Raw genomic sequence first — 18,832 nt, 5'->3', positions numbered from 1 at the left:
CACGCCCAGGCATACTACCAGCCCCCCTGAGCGTTCGAAAAACAACATGCGCACCTGCAGGAGACCGCGGGCCGAACGGGGGGGCTGAGTCCCAAAGGAGACCCAGCTGCCCTCCTTCATGGCCTACGCTAGAGGTCGTCGGGCGCTGGGGACTCGGATCCCCCCAGGGAAGGGCCGTCGTCCCTTTCGAGGTGGCGAAAGATGGTGCGGGGATCCACGCCCAGGTCCCGCGCAGTTTTGGTACGGTTGCCGTCGTTGAGAGCCAGGATCTCGTTGATGTAGTTGCGCTGAAACTGTTCCTTGGCCTCGTTCAACGGAAGAATCGGGGGCAGCTCCGCCGGGGTCAGGCCCAAGTCCTCGGGACCCAGCAGAGCCTTGTCAGCGAGCACGACCGCCTTCTTCATCCGGTTTTCCAGCTCACGGATGTTGCCCGGCCAGTCGTGCCGCTTGAGGGCTGCAATGGCCCCCGGCGAAAATCCCTTCACCTTGCTGCCGTACTCCGGGGCGTAACGGCCCAGCATGTAGCGAGCCAGCATGACGATGTCATCGCCGCGTTCGCGCAGCGGCGGCAAATGAAGCTGCACGACGTTGAGGCGGTAGTAGAGATCTTCCCGGAAGCGGCCCGCCTTGATCTCCTGTTCCAGGTTTCGATGAGTGGCAGCGATCACACGAATGTCCACCTGCTCTTGTCGGGTGTCACCCACCCGCACCACCACCCGCTCCTGAAGGGCGCGCAGGATCTTCACCTGCAGCGACATGGGCATTTCCCCAATCTCGTCCAAGAACAAGGAGCCGCCGTTGGCTGTCTGGAATCGACCCAACTTGTTGCTCACGGCTCCCGTAAAGGCACCCCGAGCATAGCCAAAGAGCTCGGATTCGAGCAGGTTTTCAGGGATGGCCCCGCAGTTGATCGTAACGAAGGGCCCCTTGGCCCGGCTCGAGCGGTTGTGCAGCTCGCGTGCGATGAGCTCCTTCCCGGTGCCGGTCTCGCCCGTCACCAATACGGAGATGTCCGTGGCCGACACCTTCTGGACTTTGCGAAAAACCTCTTGCATCGGCGGACAAGAGCCAACGATCTCGCCAAAGCGCATGCGCTCGAGCTGCTCCAGCAACGAGCGCTTGTCGAGCGTGAGCTCGTTGACCAGGAGGGCGTTGCGAATGATGAGAGAGGCCTGGGCGGCGAAGATGGAGAGCAACTCGAGGTGGGTGTCGTCGAACAGACGCGCGACGTTGTCGTTGCCCACGTAGATCACCCCCAAGAGATCCCCTCGTTCGAGCAGCGGAACGCACATCACGGACGTGAGCTTGAGGTTCACGACCGAGGCTGCCGTGCTGAACGCGTCATCATTGAGGGCGTCGGAGACGATGAGCGCCTTTCTGGTTTCAACCACCTTCGCGAGGATGGAATCCGAGACGTGGCTGATGGCGTTAGAGATGCTCTCGCGACGCAAGTTCCGGGCAACCTTCACGACCGGATCTCCGGACTCCATCAACACGATGAAGCCCTTGTCGGCGTTGCTCACCTGGATGACCATGTCGATGAGCGATTCGAGCAGGGCGGGCACCTCGTAGTTGCTCATCAGGTGCTGAGAAAACTCGAAGAGCTTCTTGTACGAGTTGAGCTCGGCGATAGTCTTTGCCGCCACGTCGTCGGAAACGGGCGTGTCGTAGAGAGAAAACTCGATCTCCACGGGCCCAAGGCGGACCCGATCCTCGTGCCCAAGCCGGTGTTTGGTCCGTTTGCGGCCATTCACGAACATCTCGGTGCCCCGCTCGAGAAGCGCCAGGTGGAAGTCGCGGCCGTCGAAGTTGATGTGTGCGTGCGCCTCCCCAAGCAGGGGGTCTGGCAGGACCACGTCACAGTCGTCACCTCGCCCAAGCGACGTGAGCTTTTTGTAGATGTGGTACACCTTCACCCCTGACGCGGGGAGCTGAATTCTGAGCGTTGCCATGTGCGTCCGTCGTCCGAGGCCAAGTTCACAGCGCGAAGCGCCATAAGCTCACCTCGAACAGCCTAACTACCATGCCTGGCCGCCAAACGGGAAAGGCATACATAAGGGGGCGTCTGAGCCCGGCGCTAGAACCTGAGTTCCAGATGCGTTCCGACACCCGACGGGGACAGGGTGGGCACGAACGACACCCGCGGCCGGGACAGGGGCGCCGGCTCGCCAAGCGGCACACGGGCCTCGAAGTGAAGCAATGCGTCGACGATGCCCCAGGCGGCTACCGCAAAAAAGAGGCCGCCGCTCACCAGCTGAACGTTGAGCAGCAACGTCGACCGCCGCTCGTCGGTGCGATCCACGTCGTCACCGGCACACCTCCCAGAGGCCCCGTTGGCCACCGGGGGTGCGTCCTTGCAAGGCAATCTCGACATCGCGCCATACAACAGGAAGTTCGCCGTGGCCGCCGCCATCGAAACACCTGCCAACGTGGACTCGGCTGCCAGGAACGCCCACCCCTTGGCGCTCTGCTCGTTTTGGAACTGTCCCGCTCCGAAGGGAAGCAGCGCCACAGCCAACGAACGCCGTTCGTACTCCCTCACAATCACCTTGGGCGGCGCGGCCGCCTCCGCCGCACGGAGCCTTTCAGTCGCCTCGGCTTGGCGCCTGCGGGCCTCGAGGGCTGCTATCTGGCCCTCCTGTTCCCGCAGAATCTGATTGAAGAAGTCCACGACCCGCGGAGGATCCAGGAGCGGATCGAAGCGATAGTCGGGGCGGAGCTCCAAAAGACGCAAAAATTCCTGGCGGGCCTCCTCGGGCTGGTTCTCGAAGAGGTGGGCCACGCCCAGCATGCGATGAGACCTGACAACCTGGCTCTCTTCGTCCAGGCGGATTTCGGGGTAAAGCAGGGGGCGAAGCAGTGTGATCGCGCGAGCGTACTCTCCTCGGTCGAAGGCCACCCGGCCTCGAGCGAACGCCTCCGAAGGCAGCAGCGGGCGCTCGGGGGAGGGCAGGGTGGGAGAAGCCTCTACGCCGACCGCGGGATCGGGGGCAGCGCCCCAAAATAGAGCCGCACGGGCCCCGGGGTTGGGCACTGTGGCGACGCTGAGCGAAGCGGCGACGGCGGCGAGAAGCAGCGAAGGCATGACGAAGGAGCCGGGCTCAGGGCAATTCGACCAGCAGCGTCTGCGGCTGTCCAGGCATCACCGTGATCTCCCGAATCTGAGGAGCCGCGTCGTCTGGCACGACCGTCACGACCAAGCGCTTCCTCAACTCGTCCCCCGGCTCGAAGGGCACCCGCACCACCTGGCCGGGTAGCGCGGCGAACTGCCACGCATCGGACCCGCCGTCGTGGGCACTGACCAGCACCTGCGCCTTGCGGCCCGGCGGCATGACCTTGACCACGAGAGGTGCCGGAAGCCCTTGCAAGCGGCCCGTGATGTGGTCGTTCACAGGTCGGTACAAGCTGGGCCCCACGTCGACCTTGAAGGTGTAAAAGCCTCGCTTGCGGAACTCGACGACGTGAGTGCCGTCCCACGGGACGTCCAGGCTGTGGCGCTCGGGGCCGAAATCGAACTGCTTCGTCCCGTCGAGGTACACCTCGACATTGAGGGGGTTTGGACCAAGGGTGAACCGGACCGTCGGCGCCGGAACCGCCACCGAGGTCGCGGCAGGTGCCTGGAGGACCGTTCTTGCCCGCTGCCGGGCTCGTCGGAGCGGCTCTCCGCGCGGCATGGTCGTGCCATCGGCCGCACCGAAGGCTCCGGGCAGCTCGGCGGGCGAGCCGGACTCGGCTGGCAGGCTCGGCGACAAGGCGGCAACAGGCGCCGGGGGAGATGCGGCTGGCCCCGGGCGCGCCTGGTGCTGGACCGAGTGCGCCACCGGAGCCTCCCCAGCGCTCCCCGCGCCCTCCGCGACAGAATCGGGGGGTGGCTCTGTCGCGGGAGGAGGCACCAACTTGAACACCGCAAAGGTGCCAAGGGCGAGTGCGCCCGCGGCGGCCACGCCCACCAGTGTGCGGCGCAAGCGCTGCCCCCGCTCCAGCGAGCGGACCGCCATCAACGCCGGAGGATAAGTGGGATCGAGAGCCAAGGCGCGGTTCCACAGCTCGAGGGCCAAAGCCATCTTCTTCTGGCTCTGCGCTTTGGCGCCCGAGGCCGTCAGCTGCGAGAGGATGTGAGGGCGAAGCTCGGCCTGTTTTCCTTCTGGATTGCCGAAGAACGTGGCCAAGGTCGTGCGCGTCTCACCGAGGCCCGCCTCGGACGCATAGGCGCGCAGATCGTCGACGAGCGCCTGGGCCGTGGGGTACCGATCGTCCGGCTCCCGGGCGAGGGCTCGCGCCACGATTTTCGTCAACTGGGAACCGATGAGGGGGTTTTTGCTGCGGGGATCGGGGTAGCGGGCGTCGGTAATGCGCTTGAACACCTCGTGCGGGTTGCGGCCCGCGAAGGGCAGGGATCCCGTAGAGAGCTGGTACAGCATGATGCCCAAAGCGAACACATCCGTCCGGACATCTACAGGGCGTCCTTCGATGAGCTCGGGCGCCATGTACGCCGGCGACCCGATGAGCTGCCCCGTGACGGTCATGCGTTCGAGGTCCATCACCTGTGCCACCCCGAAATCCATGAGCTTCAGGACGCCGTCCCGGCGGACCATGACGTTTTCGGGCTTGATGTCGCGATGCAAGATCCCGACGCCGTGGGCATGGGCGACCGCGTTGGCCACCTCGATCACCACCAGAGCCGCCAGCTCGGGGTAGGGGAACTGGTGAAGGCCGAGCCACTGCTTGAGCGTTTGGCCCTCGATGAACTCGGTCACGATGAACGATGACGGAGAGTGCGGCCCCGAATAGTCGAAGATCTGGACGATGTTGTCGTGCTGGAGCTTGGCAACGGCTTGTGCCTCACGCTCGAGCCGCGCTTTCGACTCGCCTTCGGCCATGAGGTGCCCGTGCAGCACCTTCACCGCCACCTCTCGGCCCAGGGTCTCGTCCCGCGCACGGTACACGATCGCCATGCCCCCTTGGCCCACTTCTCCAAGGACGCGGTAGCGCGGCGGAATTTCGGCGGGAACCAACGAGTCGATCCTAGGCGCCGCAGGGCGCCGTTCGCAAGGGTAAGTTGTTGACGAGCCTGTCCGCGAGGACAATATCTGAAAGATGGCTTCCGGGGAGGTGAGAACGTTCGGGACGGCACATGCCCTTTGGGCCTCGATCTGCGCCCGCTACGCATCGCGTCCAGCCTTCCGGCACCGCACCCCCTCGGGGTGGGTGACCACCACCTACAGCGAAGCGCATGTCGTCGCCCAGGAGATCGCCGGGGGGCTCTGTGCCCTGGGTCTCGTGCCGGGTGACCGGGTGTGCATCCTCTCGGAGACCCGCCTCGAGTGGATGCTGGCGGACATCGCCTGCGTGCTGGCCGGGGCGGTTTCGGTCCCCGTGTATCCGAGCGCCACGCCGGAGCAGACCCGGTTCGTCGCGGTTCACAGTGGCGCGCGCTTCGCCATTGCGGAGGACGCCGCTCAGCTCGAGAAGCTGCTTCCCGAGGTGAAGCGGGGCCTGACCGTTGTGTACATCGCCGACGACACGCGGCGGACGCGGGGCGATACGCGCGGACGTCCACGCCTCGAGGTCGCGGCCCTGCTCGAGACGGCGGGCGAAGCGCGCGCACGGGTGCTCGACCTGGCGACGCTGCGGCAGCGGGGGCGACAGTTCCGTCTCGAGCACCCTGACGAACTCACCCAGCGCGGCGAGGCCAGCACACCCCAGGCGCCGTTCACCATCATCTACACCTCGGGAACGACGGGACAACCCAAGGGGGTGGTCATCGAAAACGAGGTGTTCACGAGCTCTCTCGCAAGCGCCTGTCGCGCGCTCACGATACGGGAGGACGACGAGCAATACCTGTTTTTGCCCTTGGCTCACGTACTCGGTCGCGAAATGGCATGGGCTTCACCCTTCTTCGGGGCGGTCACATCGTTTTCCGAAGGGTTGGCGAAGATCCGCGACAACCTGCTCGAGATTCGGCCCACCTTCATGGCTGGAGTGCCTCGTATCTTCGAAAAGTTTCACAGCGGCATCCAGTCTTCGCTCCGGATGGGTTCGCCTGCGCGCAAGGCCGCGCTCACATGGGCGTTCGAGATCGGGCAGCGGCGCGCTGAAGCCCGCAGGCGCGGCGAGCCCGGTGAGGGACTCCTCGGCTCGCTGGCCGACCGCCTCGTGTTTTCGCAGCTGCGCCACAAGCTCGGCCTCGACCGATGCCGATTCCTCATCAGTGGAGGCGCACCGCTGGCTCCCGAGATTGCAGCCTTTTTCCTGGGGGTAGGGCTGCTGATTCTCGAGGGCTACGGCCTTACCGAGACCATGTCCGCTGCGTTCGTGAACCGGCCCGACCGCTTTCGCTTCGGTACCGTCGGCCCCGCCATCGACGTGATCACCTGCCGGATCGCCGAGGACGGTGAGATCCTCCTCCGGGGACCTTCGGTCTTCAAGTCCTACCACCAAGACCCCGAAGCCACCCGCGAGGCCATCGACCCGGACGGCTGGTTCCATACGGGCGACGTCGGGCTGCTCGAGGACGGTTTTCTCAGAATCACCGATAGAAAAAAGGACCTGATCGTCCTTGCCGGGGGCAAGAAAGTGGCTCCCCAGCCGTTGGAGAACGCCCTCAAGGCAGAATCTGCCAGCATCGGGCAGGCCATGGTTTATGGCGACAAGCGCCCCTACTGTGTGGCCTTGTTGACCGTGAGCGAGGAGACCGCCAAACGCTTTGCCGGCGACTCGGCCAAGGCTTCCGTGGACCCACAAGTGCAAGCCGAGATCCGCCGCGCGGTGGCCTCAGTCAACGAGAGCCTGGCCAGCTTCGAGACCATCAGGCACCACGTGGTTTTGCCCATCGACTTCACGGAGCAGGGCGGAGAGTTGACCCCCAGCCTCAAAGTAAAGCGCAAGGTCGTTTCGGAGAGATACCGGCGTGAGCTCGACAAGCTCTATCAGTAATCACGCCCCCTCCCCGACGAAACGCCCGCTCGGCCCTGGTAGGATGGGGGGCGTGCCACCGTCACGAAGTCAGATGACCCTGTGGGTCAGCCCTGTACTTTGGGCAGGGGCGCTCTGCCTCGTGCTGGGCCTCGCGCTCTTTTTTGGGGGGGCGCAGAGACCCACGTGGCAGCCGGTGGCGCCGGGCGTGCACCATCGACGCCTCGACGCGAGAGATGTGAAGGCGGATCTGCTGCGCTTCGACCTCGATCTCTTCGAGCTGCGGGTGGAGGTCCTGGGGCAGGCGCACGCCTCGACGGCGGCAGGGGCCGCCTCACGCTTCGGCTCTGTCTTGGCGATCAACGGAGGCTTCTTCGACCCCCAGTGGCGCTCGTTGGGCCTACGCGTTTCCCATGGCGAAACCAAAATCCCACTGCGCCCCCGCGTCGACTGGGGTGTACTCGCGCTCGCAGAGCGGCGCGCGCGCATCGTTCACTCCCGCGATCACAACCCCAAAGCGGCCGTGGACGCCGCCATCCAGGTAGGGCCACGTCTGCTCGTCGACGGCAAACCGACGCAACTCAAACCCCAACTGGCATACCGAAGCGCCGTGGCCGTCGACCCGACGGGCCGTCTCTTGACCTTCGTTTCGACACGCGTGCCCGTCGAGGCCGGGGCCCTGGCAGCCGCACTCGCGCGGCTGGAGGAGTTTCAGGCGGCGCTCTTGCTCGACGGCGGCCCCTCCTCTCAGCTCTACGTGCAGCTGCCGGGCTTCTCCTTGGATCGCCCGGGGGCGTACCCAGTCCCCGACCTCGTTTTGATCCATCCACGCACCCCGTGAAGGCGTACCCGAGATCTGGGGATCGCGTGGCAAGCCCGCCGGGACATCGCTACGCAACTTTCGCTCGCGCGCCCGCGATAAGCCCGACATGCATGCTCCGATTGCGTGTTGGTCGTCCTGGCTGGTGCGCGTGGCCCATCAGGGACTCGAGGCCTCGGCCGAGTTGCTCTGGCCTTCCCGCTGTGCCGGTTGCGACGCCTTCGTCCCGCCAACCACCGGATTTTGCGAGACGTGCCAGGTGTCGTTGCTCGCGCTCGATGGAGCTTGCCCCCGGTGTGCGCTGCCCCAGCTCCCCGGGCAGGTGTGCCAACGCTGCCCCTCGGGCTGGCCCCTCGCGCGCACCTGGTCAGGCGCGCAATACGGCGGCGCTCTCGTATCCGCCATCCTGCGGTTCAAGCATGGTCGACTCGATTTGGGGCGCCCTTTGTCGCAGTTCGTGCTGGCGGGTCTGCGTGGCCTGGGCCCGGACGTGGGCCTCGTCCCGGTGCCGCTTCACGGCTCGCGCCTGCGGGTCCGCGGATACAACCAAGCCAGTGAGCTTGCCCGGTTTGCGCTCCGCCAGCTCGAAAGGTCCGAGCGCCCCTCCTGGCTCTGCGACGGGCTCACCCGGCATCGCCCCTCTCGGGGGGCCGGTGTGGGTGGAATTGCCGCCCGCTGGGCGCGGTCCGAAGGCGCCTTCTCGGTCAATCGGCCGGACCGTATTCGGGGCCGCCCCGTGGTGCTAATCGATGACGTACTCACCACCGGGGCCACCTTGGTGGCGTGTGCAACGACCCTCCTCGAGGCCGGCGCCCGTGAGGTGTCAGCGGTGACGGTCGCACGCGCCGTTTGATAGGCTCAAGGCTGTGTTCCCAGTGCGGGCAGCTGGACGGCTTCGCGCAGGGTTTTGGCCTTGACCGAAGGGGGAGGGGGAGGCGCCTTCGGCGGGTCAGGGATGACCGGTGGAGCGTCTTCATTCGCTTCCTCGGTGGGCGCGTTGCTCTTGGCGTCCTCTCGGCGCTCGCGAGCCCGGCGTCCTTCACGCCGATGGGGCTTACGCTCTTCGGCAGGCTCGCCCGCCGCGGGTGCTCCGTGCCCGCCGGACCCCAGCGAGACACCCCGCCCTCGGTCCCGAACCTTCGTGGAATCCGAGGGCGGCTTGGTGCTGTAGATGCCCTCGATGTGAAACACCACGCGACGGTTTCGCGCACGGCCCTCTTCCGTATCGTTGTCGGCCCACGGCTTTTTGTCGCCGACGCCGATCGCGACCAGCCGTTTGGGATCCACGCCCCGTTGGGCCAAATAGTCCACCACCGCCTCGGCACGCATCACGGACAGACGTTTGTTCCAGTCGGCGGGCCCCGTTTGGTCCGCGTGCCCCTCGACCGCACATCGCCCCAGCTCTGGGTGCGCTTTCAGCGTCAGGGCTACCTGGTTCAGGATGTTCCAGAAGCGGTGACGGATTCGGAAGCGATTCGTCTTGAAGAAGACCGCTTGAAGAACCTCGAGTTCCTTGTCTCCGATGCGCACCTGCGGCGCCCCCTCGTCGGGGCAGCCATCCTCGTCGTCTCGTCCGTTGATGGTCTCGGGTTCGGAAGGGCATTTGTCTTCGGCGTCGTTGATGCCGTCTTTGTCGTTGTCGGGATCAGGGCAGCCATCCTCGTCCTCGAAGCCGTCTCGGTCCTCAGGCTCCTGGGGGCACCCATCGTCCCGATCGAAGATCCCGTCGCCATCGGTGTCGACGTTGGGAAGCTCGTCGGGACACCCGTCATCGTCCTCGAACCCGTTGAGCGTCTCGGGATCTGAGGGACACTTGTCCGCGGCATCAGCCACTCCGTCTTGATCGTTGTCGAGGTCGGGACAGCCGTCTTCATCCTCGAACCCGTCCAAATCTTCGGCGTCCAGCGGACAGTGGTCGAAGGGGTCGAGCACACCGTCGTGATCGTTGTCGGGCTCCGGGCAGCCGTCGACATCCTCGAACCCGTCACGATCCTCGGGGTCATCGGGGCAGGCGTCTTCGGTGTCCGCGAGGCCATCTCTGTCTGCATCGGGGGGAGACGTCGTCCAGGTGGCTGACGCCAACACCCGGAACGCGGGTGAGCCGAAACCCGAGACCAGGCCGGGACCTCCGGCAAGTCCGACGTTGAAGCGCCCGCGCTGGTACCGCCCCCCCACGAGCAGCTCGACGGGCGACGAACGCCTCGAAAACGCGTCCCCTCCCGCTGGCGTGGCCCCCACCACTTCGGCGACGCCATGAATCGCCCGCCCGAAGCGGTGGTCGACCCCCGCGGCGAAACTCAGCTGATGCCCAACGCGGGTCCCCAGAAGCTGCGTCTCTTCCCGAAACCGTACCCCGAGGCGACCTCCGATCTGGAGGTTGCGTCGTTTCCACGCCGCCACGAGCCGCGGCTCCAAGGTGGGCCCCGCCTCGTTAAGGTAGACGCCTGCGTTTCCAAGGCCGCTCGTGACCGTCACGCTGGAGCTCAAAGACAGCCCGTCGCGACCTGAATCCAAGAGTCTGGCCCTGCCCGTAAACCGCGCATCCCCCAGACCGCCTTCGGCTGGGGCCACGGCACCCGGTGGCGCGTCGCCGACCTGTCGCAGAACGAAGGGAAGGGCCAAGGCCACCTCGAAACGCGTGCCCAAGCCCACAGCGAGCAAGAGGTTGGCCGTCCAGGCGGAGCGCACGGCGTCCGTCGCCGACGAGGCGCCTCCCGCAAGGGACGTCACACGCAGCGGATTGAAAGCACTGTGCATGTCGAGCCCGGCCGCGAAAGCAAGATGCCCTAGTGGCTTCGTTCCTTCGAGCTCGAAGCCCCGGTTGACGGGGGTGATAGGTCGGTAGCGCTCCAGCTCCACCGCGCCCCCCTCCTGAGCCCCCACGGGCACCGCCGATGCCATGAGCAAACTCGTGCCCAGGAGCCCATGCGTCCAGCGCAGCGGAACCCGCCTCGCGCGCACGAATGCGGCAGGGGCGTGGGCCGGGGAGCGAAGGGGAAGGTGAGATTGAGGAACCAGGGGAAATGTCCTGCGTGGATGTCCGGGCGGCCCCTGGCGGGAAGGTGCTGGGGAACGACATGCCGGCGGATCGGTCCCTTCATCGAGTCCACCACGGTCTGCTGAGAGCCGACGCCGGCCGTTCCCCCCCAAGGGAGCCTGCGCCAAAGACTTCGGATCTTCTCACTCTTTCCTTGACACCTGCGGCGCGGGAATTAGTGTACGCACACTGATTTTCACCCGACAGGCACGTAGCTCAGTGGAAGAGCACTACCTTGACACGGTAGGGGTCGGCAGTTCAATCCTGCCCGTGCCTACCCGTTTGTCTGCCGGCGGCCTAAGCGTCGTCGGCACGAGGCCCTCGCAACGTTGTGAGGCTCTTGGTGAAGGCGGCTCGAGGCGCCAGCAACGTCCGACCGATTCGGGCGGACGGCGGAAGCGATGTCGATGTAGGGAAGGGGAGTGGCGCGGGGTGGGCAAGCTTTGCCGGGCTGGTTCCGAGGCTGCGATGGCTGATTCCCACTGGGAGGCATGAAGAGGTGAGCGACCGTTCCGTCGTTCGACCCAGGCCAAGGGGCGACGTTCCCGAGGATCCGTTGTCACGTTTGCGCCACACGGCTGCTCACGTGATGGCAGATGCGATCTTGCGCCTGCGTCCGAACGCTAAATTGACCATCGGCCCTGCGATCGAGACGGGCTTTTTCTACGACATCGACACCGAACCGTTTTCGCCAGAGGACATCGAGCGCATCGAATCCGAAATGGCGAAGATCGTGGCGGCCGACCTTCCGGTCGAGCGAACCGAGATCTCGCGCGCCGAAGCGCTTCGGACGTTCGCCAACAACCCTTACAAGGTCGAGCTCGTCAATTCGTTCCCGGACGACGAGGAGGTCTCCCTCTTCCGCCACGGTGAGTTCGTCGACCTGTGCCGCGGCCCCCACGTGGCGCGTACGAGCGAGATCAAGGCCTTCAAGGTGCTCTCGTTTGCAGGCGCTTACTGGCGGGGTGACGAACGCAACCCCCAGCTTCAGCGTGTCTACGGCACGGCTTTCGCCTCGCAAGAGGCGCTCGACGCTCACCTCAAGCAGATCGAGGAGGCAAAGCGCCGGGATCACAGGACGCTGGGCAAGCAGCTCGACCTGTTCTCGGTAGACGAACTCGTCGGTCCTGGCTTCGTACTCTTTCACCCGAAGGGTGCGTTCATCCGACAGACCATCGAAGACCTCCTCAAGAGGGAAACCGCCCGCCGCGGTTATCTGCCCGTGTACACGCCTCACGTGGCGCGAGAGAAACTTCTCGAGACCTCGGGGCACCTGGCTCATTACGGGGAAAACCTCTTTGGCGGCATGGAGCTCGAGGGCCAGCGCTATCTGGTCAAGCCCATGAACTGCCCCTTCCACGTTGCGATCTATCGTTCGCAACTGCGGTCGTACCGTGACCTTCCGTTACGTTACTCGGAGCTGGGAACCGTGTACCGTTACGAACGCTCTGGGGTTCTTCACGGCCTCTTGCGCGTACGCGGCTTTACGCAAGACGACGGGCACCTCTTCGTCCGTGAGGACCAAATCGAGACCGAAATGGAAACCTGCGTGTCCATGGCACTCGGGGTCCTCAAAGCGTTCGGTTTCGAGAACTTCAACCTCTTTCTGTCGACGCGCCCTGACGACTTCATGGGAGAGGTCGAACAGTGGGATCGTGCCGAGGCGGCCATCCGGAGGGTGCTGGAACGCTCCGGGAGCAAGTTCGAGGTCGACGAGGGGGGCGGTGCCTTTTACGGCCCGAAGATCGATCTCAAGATTCGCGACGCGCTTGGCCGCGAATGGCAATGTTCCACCTTCCAGCTGGACTTTCAGCTCCCCCAGCGCTTCGACCTCGAATACGTCGACCCCTCCGGAAGCCGGAGCCGGCCTGTCATGATTCACCGTGCGCTGCTGGGCTCCGTGGAGCGGTTCATGGCGGTGCTCATCGAGCACTATGCTGGCGCCTTCCCTTTGTGGCTGGCCCCCGTTCAGGCGGTGGTGCTGACGGTCAGCGAGAAGGCGAGCGCGTGGGCGGAGGAGGTGAAAACCGCTCTGTCGGCACACGGATTGCGAGTCGAAGCAGACCAATCGGCGGACAAGCTAGGAGCCAAGATTCGTCGCGCCCAGCTCGAAAAGGTTCCGTACATGTTGGTGGTGGGGGAGAAAGACATGGCGGCGCGCGTGGTGTCCCCGCGGACCCGTGATGGCACCCAACTGCCTGCGCTCTCAGTGGAAGAGCTGGCTCAGCAACTCGTGAAAGAAGCCGCGGTGCCCACGTTCGGGTGACCGCTCTCGCAGGACTGGACTGCCGTAGCGGCACAGATCATCGGTAAGAAGCAGAAAGCATGACCATTAGAAGGCGACCATTTCCCGACCGAAGGCAAGACGACAACCACCGCGTGGGGCGACGCATTCGCGTTCCCGAGGTGCGGGTCATCGGCGCCGACGGCAAGCAAGTAGGTGTGATCTCGACTCAGGAAGCTCTGGCCATGGCCGACTCACTGGGCCTGGAGTTGGTCGAGGTGGATCCCCGGGCAAAGCCGCCGGTGTGTCGCATTCTCGACTACGGTAAGTTCAAGTACGAGACCTCCAAGAAGGAAAAGGCCTCGAAGAAGCACCAGAGCACGGTGGTGGTCAAGGAGATCAAACTCCGTCCGAAAACCGACACGCACGACTTCGAGTTCAAGGTTGCCCACATCAAGCGCTTCCTCATGGAGGGCAACAAGTGCAAGCTGGTGGTGGTGTTCCGGGGCCGCGAAATCGTTCACCCCGAAACGGGTGAAGCCATGCTGAGCAACGTGCTTCAAGCGCTGGGCGACCTCGCGCAAGTGGATCAGCGTCCCTCGCTCGAAGGCAAGCGCATGGTCATGGTCATTGGCCCACGCGCGGGAGTCATCCGTCCGCGGCCACCGGCTCCGGCCCCCACGGCCGCGAACCCCGACGGCGCCGCGGTATCGGCCCCGCCCCGGGCTCCCGGTCCTGGTGCTTCGGGCGGAACGCCGTCCAACTGAGGTCGCCCCCGGGAGGGGGCCCTGGCGACGGGGGGAGTTGATGCTCCCGCCCAGTTCACCTATTTCGGAGCGCGTCAGGCTTGAAACCTGATGGCGCTCCGCGTTCGTTGAGGGCTTCGAGGTAGGCCCGCCGGTGACGAATCCTTCCAACTCGACGATGTCAACAGGACGCCGCACAATCACGCAAAAGTTGTTGCGTCCCCGAGTGGTCTCTATATACTCCGCCGCTCCAATGGCCAACTACAAGATGAAATCGAACAGCGGCGCCAAAAAGCGTTTCAAGCTGACGGCGAAGGGGCGAGTGAAGCGCAAGCGGGCCAACCTGCGCCACAACCTCACCAGCAAGTCACCGGAACAGAAGCGCCGCCTCCGCAAGGGCGGGTACATCGCCAAGAGCCAGGAGCACCAAATCAAGGTGCTGCTGCCCTACGGTTAATTCCAGCATTTCGATAGAGAGAGAGTCAGGCTATGCCTCGCGCTAAAGGTGGTTATAAAACTCGTCGTCGTCGCAACCGGATTATGCAGCATGCCAAGGGTTTCCGCGGCGGCCGACATCGGTTGTGGAAGTCCGCGGTGGAAGCCGTTCACCGCAAGTGGCGTTATGCCCTGTTTCACCGAAGGAAGCGAAAGAGCGACTTTCGTGGTCTCTGGATTGTCCGCATCAATGCGGGCGCGCGCGAGCTGGGCCTTTCCTACTCGCGCCTCATCGCCGGCCTGAAGAAGGCGGGGGTGAACCTGGACCGCAAGATTCTGGCCGACCTGGCGCTCACCGACCCGAACGCATTTGCGAAGGTCGTCGAGCTCGCCAAGGCTGCCTAGGGCCTTCGGCCCTCATTCAGCAAGCCGATCACACACGGCCTGGCACGAACGAACGCGGGACTCCGAAAGGGCTCCCGCGTTTGGTTTGTGGGGCCCAAACACTGTCCCGGGGGAACACACCGTGAGCGCCGAGGCCCAACCCGCCGCCGATGATTTGATTGCCGAGCTACGCCAGATCCCGGGGGCGTTCGCCACCGAGATCGCAGGACTTTCGAGCGAAGCCGAGATCCGCGCCGTTCAGTCCCGTTTCCTCGGCAAAAAGGGCCGCCTCAGCGAAGTCATGAAGCTTCTCGGGCGCCTCTCCGGAGAGGCACGCCCGCGCGTGGGGGCTGCGGCCAACGAGACGCGGGCCGAGATGGAGGCCGCCATTGCCCGCCAGCTCGAGACCGTCGGCGAAGTGGCGCTGAGGGCCGACCTGGCGCGGAGCGTGGACGTGACCTTGCCCGCCCGAGGCCAAGGACTTGGAAGCCTGCATCCGCTCACGTTGGTGCGCCTCGAGATCGAGGATGTGTTCGCGCGGATGGGTTTCGAGGTGCGTTCGGGCCCCTGGATCGAAACCGAGTGGCACAATTTCGACGCCCTCAACACCCCGGCCGACCATCCCGCGCGGGACATGCAAGACACCTTCTTCGTAGAGGGTGGCTTGGTGTTGCGCTCGCACACGTCTCCCGTGCAGATCCGGACCATGCTGTCAGGTCCCCCTCCCGTGCGCATCATTGCCCCCGGAGAGGTGTTCCGCCGGGATGACGACGCCACCCACACGCCGATGTTCCCGCAGATGGAGTGCCTCGAGGTCGGCCCCAACGTGAGCTTCGCCGACCTCAAGGGCACTCTGCTCGGCTTCGTCGCCCGGTTCTTCGGGCCGCGGACCCGCATCCGCTTGCGCCCGAGCTTCTTTCCCTTCACCGAGCCCTCGGCCCGAGGTCGACGCCAGCTGCTTCAAGTGCGACGGCAAAGACGCGTCGTGCCGGGTGTGCAAGGGCACAGGCTGGGTGGAGATCGGGGGATGCGGCATGGTGCACCCGAACGTGTTCCGCGCCGTGGGCTACGACAAGTACGACGTCACTGGCTACGCGTTCGGCATGGGCCTCTCCCGCATGGCCATGAACCGCTACGGCGTTTCCGACCTCCGTCTCTTCTACGACAACGACATACGATTTTTGAGCCAGTTTTCGGCCGGCTAGGAGCCAAACATGAAAGTGTCCTCGAACTGGCTACGCGACTTTTTGCCAGGCCTGCCTCGCGACCCCTCGCAGGTCGCTGCCGACCTCACACGCATTGGCTTCGAGGTCGAGGGACAAGCGACGATCGGACGGGGTGTTTCAGGCTTGCGGGTAGGAGAGGTGCTGGGTGCCCGCCCGCATCCCAAGGCCGACAAACTTCGCATCGTGCGACTGAGGTCCGGTGCGCAGGAGGAAGACGTGGTGTGTGGCGCCGCCAACGTCCCACTGCCCGAAGCGGGAGCTCCCAGCGTGAAGGTGTGCTGGGCGCCACCGGGCGCCGTGTTGCCCGGATTCACCATGGTCGCCAAAGAGATACGGGGGGTGATGTCGCCCGGAATGCTCTGCAGCGAGGAAGAGCTGGGCCTGGCAGAGAGGGCCGAAGGCATTCTCGTCCTGCCGGCGGATGCCCCCTCGGGTGCCGATCCCGCTGCGCTCTATGGCTTCGAGGACACCGTCTTCGAGGTGAACGTGACACCGAATCGTGCGGACGCCCTGTCGCACCTGGGTCTGGCCCGCGAGTTGGCAGCCGCCTACGGCATGCCCTTGACGATTCCGACCAGCCCGCCCCTGGCATCGGGGAGCAGCTTGCCCGCTGTCGAGCTGACGATCGAGGATCCTCGAAGCTGCTCCCGGTACCAGGCCAGGGTATTTTCCGGCGTCCGGGTCACTCCGAGCCCGTTGCCCCTTCGCCTTCGGCTGATGGCGTGTGGAATGCGGAGCCTCACGAACTTAGTCGATGTCACAAACTACGTCTTGCTCGAGCTCGGGCATCCGATGCATGCCTTCGACCTCGACAAACTCGAGGGGGCGATCTCGGTTCGGAAGGCGCGGGCCGGAGAGCGGCTCGAGACGCTGGACGGAGTGGACCGCGCGCTCGAGCCGGGGGATATCGTCATCGCCGACGCCCGCGGCCCTGTGGCGCTGGCCGGTGTCATGGGGGGAGCCGCGACCGAAATCTCGGAGACCACCCGCAACGTTCTGCTCGAGACGGCAACTTTCGATCCCGTGATGGTGAGACGAACGGCCAAGCGCCTGGCTCTGCACAGTGAATCCTCGCACCGCTTCGAGCGAGGTGTCGACGCCGAGGGGATTCCGAGGGCCGCCGCACGAGCCGCAGCGCTGATCTGTGATCTCGCGGGCGGACAACAGAGCGATCAGGTCATCGACCGCTACCCGGCGCCTCCGGAGAAACGGCGCGCATTTTTGTCACTCGCAACGCTTCGGCGTCTTTCCGGCGACCCAGGCCGCTCCCTCGACCAAGCCGAGGCCACGTTGAGTCGGCTTTGCGGGGACACACAGCGGGTCGGGCAGGGCGATGCGGCCCGCCTCGAGCTGACCGTACCCTCGTACCGACCTGACTTGACGATGGAAGCCGACCTCGTGGAGGAGGTGCTGCGGCACGAAGGGTACGAAACGGTTTCTGCCCGGCGCGTGATTTACAACGCAAAATCCGAGGTGAACCCCGAGCGTCTGGCCGACCGCGCACGTCGCACGTTACTGGGTGCAGGCCTTCACGAAATCGTCTCCTACGGATTCGTCTCGGCCGCTCATTTGGCGGCGTTGGGAGCAGGAAACCAGGGTCAAGAGGTCTCAGGTGGCCTTGGGCACCTGGTTGAGGGTCTCAAGGTCGCGAACCCTCTGTCGGCGGAGCACGAAAGGATGCGGACCTCGCTTCTGCCGGGCCTCGCAGAGGTGGCAAAGCGGAACCTGGCCCGCGGTGTCGAAGCCGTGCGCCTGTTCGAGGTCGGTCCCGTGGTCCGGCGAAAGTCTCCGCCCGCCCCGGAGGGCGGAAGCGAGGGCTTCGAGCAACGTCGGCACGTGGCTGCGCTCCTCTGCGGCCCCCTGACGGGCTGGCTCAAGCCTGGGGCGCTCGTCGACTTCTTCGATGCGAAGCGTGTGCTCGAGACTCTGCTTCACGGCCTGGTCCCCAGCCAAGCCAGCTATTTTCCCGACGCCGAGGTGCCGTTTCTGCATCCGGGCGTGGCCGCTCGCGTCGAGGTGGAAGGAAAGGGCGTGGGGCTCTTGGGCGAGGTCCATCCCCTCACTCGCAAGGCCCTGCATCTCGAGACCCCGGCCTACTTCGTGGAGCTCGACCTCGACTGTCTCCCCATCGCCGCCGTGGCGCCAAGGCCAACAGCTCCCCCGCGTTTTCCGGCCACGACCCGAGATGTGTCGTTCTGGGTCGACATCATCGTGACGGCTGGGCTCCAGGCGCAGGCCTTGAGAGCGGCCGCAGAGCCCCTGCTGCGCGAGGTCGCCGTCCTCGAAGACTTCCGAGACGAGCGCTACGTACCCACGGGCAAAAAAGGCATGCTGTGGACGCTCACGTACCGGGCGGACGACCGCACGCTTACCGATCCCGAGGTGGACGCAGCCCACGCCCGCGTGCTCGAGGTTTTGAAGGCCTCATTTTCGCTCGAAATTCGCTGAGTGTTGCGCGCTCGTAAAGGGCGGGAGGCGGGCGGGCGAGGGCCCGGCCAAGCCTTTGACTTCAATCGGGAACTGGGGCTTAATGGGGTGTCATGACGAAAGCCGACATCGTTGAGATCGTGTACGAGAAGGTTGGGGGGTTTTCGAAGAAGGAAGCGGCAGACATCGTGGAGACCGTGTTCGACACCATCAAGGACACCCTCGAGCGCGGCGAAAAAATCAAGATTTCCGGCTTCGGCAACTTCGTCGTGCGCGACAAGAACTCGAGGGCGGGCCGCAACCCGCAGACCGGTGAAGAGATCACGATCAGCGCTCGCCGCGTGCTGACCTTCAAGCCAAGCCAAGTCCTGAAGAACGCGCTGAACGGCTAACCGGCGTCCGGACACGCCCCACGTCGACGTGAGAGGGCGCGCAGGTCCGTTCCGGTCGGGAACCCCGGCCCCCACCCGATGTCCACTCGTCGCAAACACCGAACGGAGAGTGCCGAGGGCATTCCCGACAAGCCGTACTTCAAAATCGGTGAGGTGGCCAAGCTCTGCAGCCTGCAGCCCTACGTGCTGCGCTATTGGGAATCTGAGTTCCGGTCCCTCAAGCCGG

Annotated in this window: 14 protein-coding genes, 1 tRNA gene and 1 pseudogene; 12 read left to right on the top strand and 4 right to left on the bottom strand. The window is 65.0% G+C overall.

Going from position 1 to position 18,832, the window contains the following annotated elements; translation table 11 throughout:
• Positions 1-128 precede the first annotated feature (128 nt).
• The 3 genes from KA712_25435 to KA712_25425 form a co-directional block, all read right to left on the bottom strand.
• A complete protein-coding gene (locus tag KA712_25435; protein ID MCG5056303.1) occupies positions 129-1,952 on the bottom strand; it encodes a sigma 54-interacting transcriptional regulator in 1,824 nt (607 codons plus the stop codon).
• A 125-nt stretch (positions 1,953-2,077) separates the two neighbouring features.
• Positions 2,078-3,085, bottom strand: a complete 1,008-nt coding sequence (locus tag KA712_25430) for a hypothetical protein (protein MCG5056302.1) — start codon at positions 3,083-3,085, stop codon at positions 2,078-2,080.
• 16 nt (positions 3,086-3,101) lie between these two features.
• The gene (locus KA712_25425) at positions 3,102-5,015 is read right to left on the bottom strand and encodes a protein kinase (GenBank protein ID MCG5056301.1); all 1,914 of its coding nucleotides are present in this window, start codon (positions 5,013-5,015) and stop codon (positions 3,102-3,104) included.
• A gap of 82 nt (positions 5,016-5,097) precedes the next feature.
• On the opposite strand from KA712_25425, the gene KA712_25420 reads away from it, so the two are divergent.
• The 3 genes from KA712_25420 to KA712_25410 all read left to right on the top strand — a co-directional run bounded on the left by KA712_25420 (position 5,098) and on the right by KA712_25410 (position 8,588).
• The gene (locus tag KA712_25420) at positions 5,098-6,936 is read left to right on the top strand and encodes a long-chain fatty acid--CoA ligase (protein MCG5056300.1); all 1,839 of its coding nucleotides are present in this window, start codon (positions 5,098-5,100) and stop codon (positions 6,934-6,936) included.
• A gap of 52 nt (positions 6,937-6,988) precedes the next feature.
• A complete protein-coding gene (locus KA712_25415; GenBank protein MCG5056299.1) occupies positions 6,989-7,756 on the top strand; it encodes a phosphodiester glycosidase family protein in 768 nt (255 codons plus the stop codon).
• A gap of 88 nt (positions 7,757-7,844) precedes the next feature.
• On the top strand, positions 7,845-8,588 hold the full coding sequence (locus tag KA712_25410; protein MCG5056298.1) for a ComF family protein: 744 nt from the start codon (positions 7,845-7,847) through the stop codon (positions 8,586-8,588).
• Between the two features lie 5 nt (positions 8,589-8,593).
• Here KA712_25410 and KA712_25405 read toward each other — a convergent pair whose 3' ends face one another.
• Positions 8,594-10,636 carry an OmpA family protein gene (locus KA712_25405; protein MCG5056297.1) on the bottom strand — a complete coding sequence of 681 codons (2,043 nt, stop codon included), beginning with the start codon at positions 10,634-10,636 and terminating at the stop codon, positions 8,594-8,596.
• A 341-nt stretch (positions 10,637-10,977) separates the two neighbouring features.
• Here KA712_25405 and KA712_25400 point away from each other — a divergent pair.
• The 9 genes and pseudogenes from KA712_25400 to KA712_25360 form a co-directional block, all read left to right on the top strand.
• A tRNA-Val gene (locus KA712_25400) sits at positions 10,978-11,049 on the top strand.
• A 312-nt stretch (positions 11,050-11,361) separates the two neighbouring features.
• Positions 11,362-13,038 (top strand): threonine--tRNA ligase, encoded by a 1,677-nt coding sequence (gene thrS / locus KA712_25395; GenBank protein MCG5056296.1) that lies wholly within the window; start codon positions 11,362-11,364, stop codon positions 13,036-13,038.
• Positions 13,039-13,097: 59 nt separating this feature from the next.
• Positions 13,098-13,763, top strand: coding sequence for a translation initiation factor IF-3 (infC, locus tag KA712_25390; GenBank protein ID MCG5056295.1), 666 nt, complete (start codon positions 13,098-13,100; stop codon positions 13,761-13,763).
• Between the two features lie 232 nt (positions 13,764-13,995).
• Positions 13,996-14,199 (top strand): 50S ribosomal protein L35, encoded by a 204-nt coding sequence (rpmI, locus tag KA712_25385; GenBank protein MCG5056294.1) that lies wholly within the window; start codon positions 13,996-13,998, stop codon positions 14,197-14,199.
• Positions 14,200-14,231: 32 nt separating this feature from the next.
• Positions 14,232-14,582 carry a 50S ribosomal protein L20 gene (gene rplT / locus KA712_25380; protein ID MCG5056293.1) on the top strand — a complete coding sequence of 117 codons (351 nt, stop codon included), beginning with the start codon at positions 14,232-14,234 and terminating at the stop codon, positions 14,580-14,582.
• A 280-nt stretch (positions 14,583-14,862) separates the two neighbouring features.
• Positions 14,863-15,766, top strand: a pseudogene (gene pheS, locus KA712_25375) (phenylalanine--tRNA ligase subunit alpha).
• A gap of 9 nt (positions 15,767-15,775) precedes the next feature.
• Positions 15,776-18,235: a phenylalanine--tRNA ligase subunit beta gene (gene pheT / locus KA712_25370; protein MCG5056292.1), complete on the top strand. Its 2,460-nt coding sequence runs from the start codon at positions 15,776-15,778 to the stop codon at positions 18,233-18,235.
• A 92-nt stretch (positions 18,236-18,327) separates the two neighbouring features.
• Entirely contained in the window at positions 18,328-18,606 is a 279-nt protein-coding gene (locus KA712_25365; protein MCG5056291.1) for an integration host factor subunit alpha, read from the top strand.
• Between the two features lie 78 nt (positions 18,607-18,684).
• On the top strand, positions 18,685-18,832 hold a 148-nt coding region (locus KA712_25360), incomplete at its 3' end, for a MerR family transcriptional regulator (GenBank protein ID MCG5056290.1).

It is taken from the genome of Myxococcales bacterium, assembly GCA_022184915.1.
In the GTDB taxonomy this organism is placed as follows: domain Bacteria; phylum Myxococcota_A; class Polyangia; order Fen-1088; family Fen-1088; genus JAGTJU01.
The sequence above is the reverse complement of the archived record's forward strand: the minus strand, read 5'-3'. Positions and strand labels throughout refer to the sequence as shown.

Excerpts from the sequence above, each read along its gene's own strand:
- thrS (MCG5056296.1), top strand. The coding sequence starts at position 11,362 with ATGGCAGATGCGATCTTGCGCCTGCGTCCGAACGCTAAATTGACCATC.
- infC (MCG5056295.1), top strand. The coding sequence starts at position 13,098 with ATGACCATTAGAAGGCGACCATTTCCCGACCGAAGGCAAGACGACAAC.
- KA712_25420 (MCG5056300.1), top strand. The coding sequence starts at position 5,098 with ATGGCTTCCGGGGAGGTGAGAACGTTCGGGACGGCACATGCCCTTTGG.
- KA712_25430 (MCG5056302.1), bottom strand. The coding sequence starts at position 3,085 with ATGCCTTCGCTGCTTCTCGCCGCCGTCGCCGCTTCGCTCAGCGTCGCC.
- rpmI (MCG5056294.1), top strand. The coding sequence starts at position 13,996 with ATGGCCAACTACAAGATGAAATCGAACAGCGGCGCCAAAAAGCGTTTC.
- pheT (MCG5056292.1), top strand. The coding sequence starts at position 15,776 with ATGAAAGTGTCCTCGAACTGGCTACGCGACTTTTTGCCAGGCCTGCCT.
- KA712_25410 (MCG5056298.1), top strand. The coding sequence starts at position 7,845 with ATGCATGCTCCGATTGCGTGTTGGTCGTCCTGGCTGGTGCGCGTGGCC.
- KA712_25405 (MCG5056297.1), bottom strand. The coding sequence starts at position 10,636 with ATGGCATCGGCGGTGCCCGTGGGGGCTCAGGAGGGGGGCGCGGTGGAG.
- KA712_25365 (MCG5056291.1), top strand. The coding sequence starts at position 18,328 with ATGACGAAAGCCGACATCGTTGAGATCGTGTACGAGAAGGTTGGGGGG.
- KA712_25435 (MCG5056303.1), bottom strand. The coding sequence starts at position 1,952 with ATGGCAACGCTCAGAATTCAGCTCCCCGCGTCAGGGGTGAAGGTGTAC.
- rplT (MCG5056293.1), top strand. The coding sequence starts at position 14,232 with ATGCCTCGCGCTAAAGGTGGTTATAAAACTCGTCGTCGTCGCAACCGG.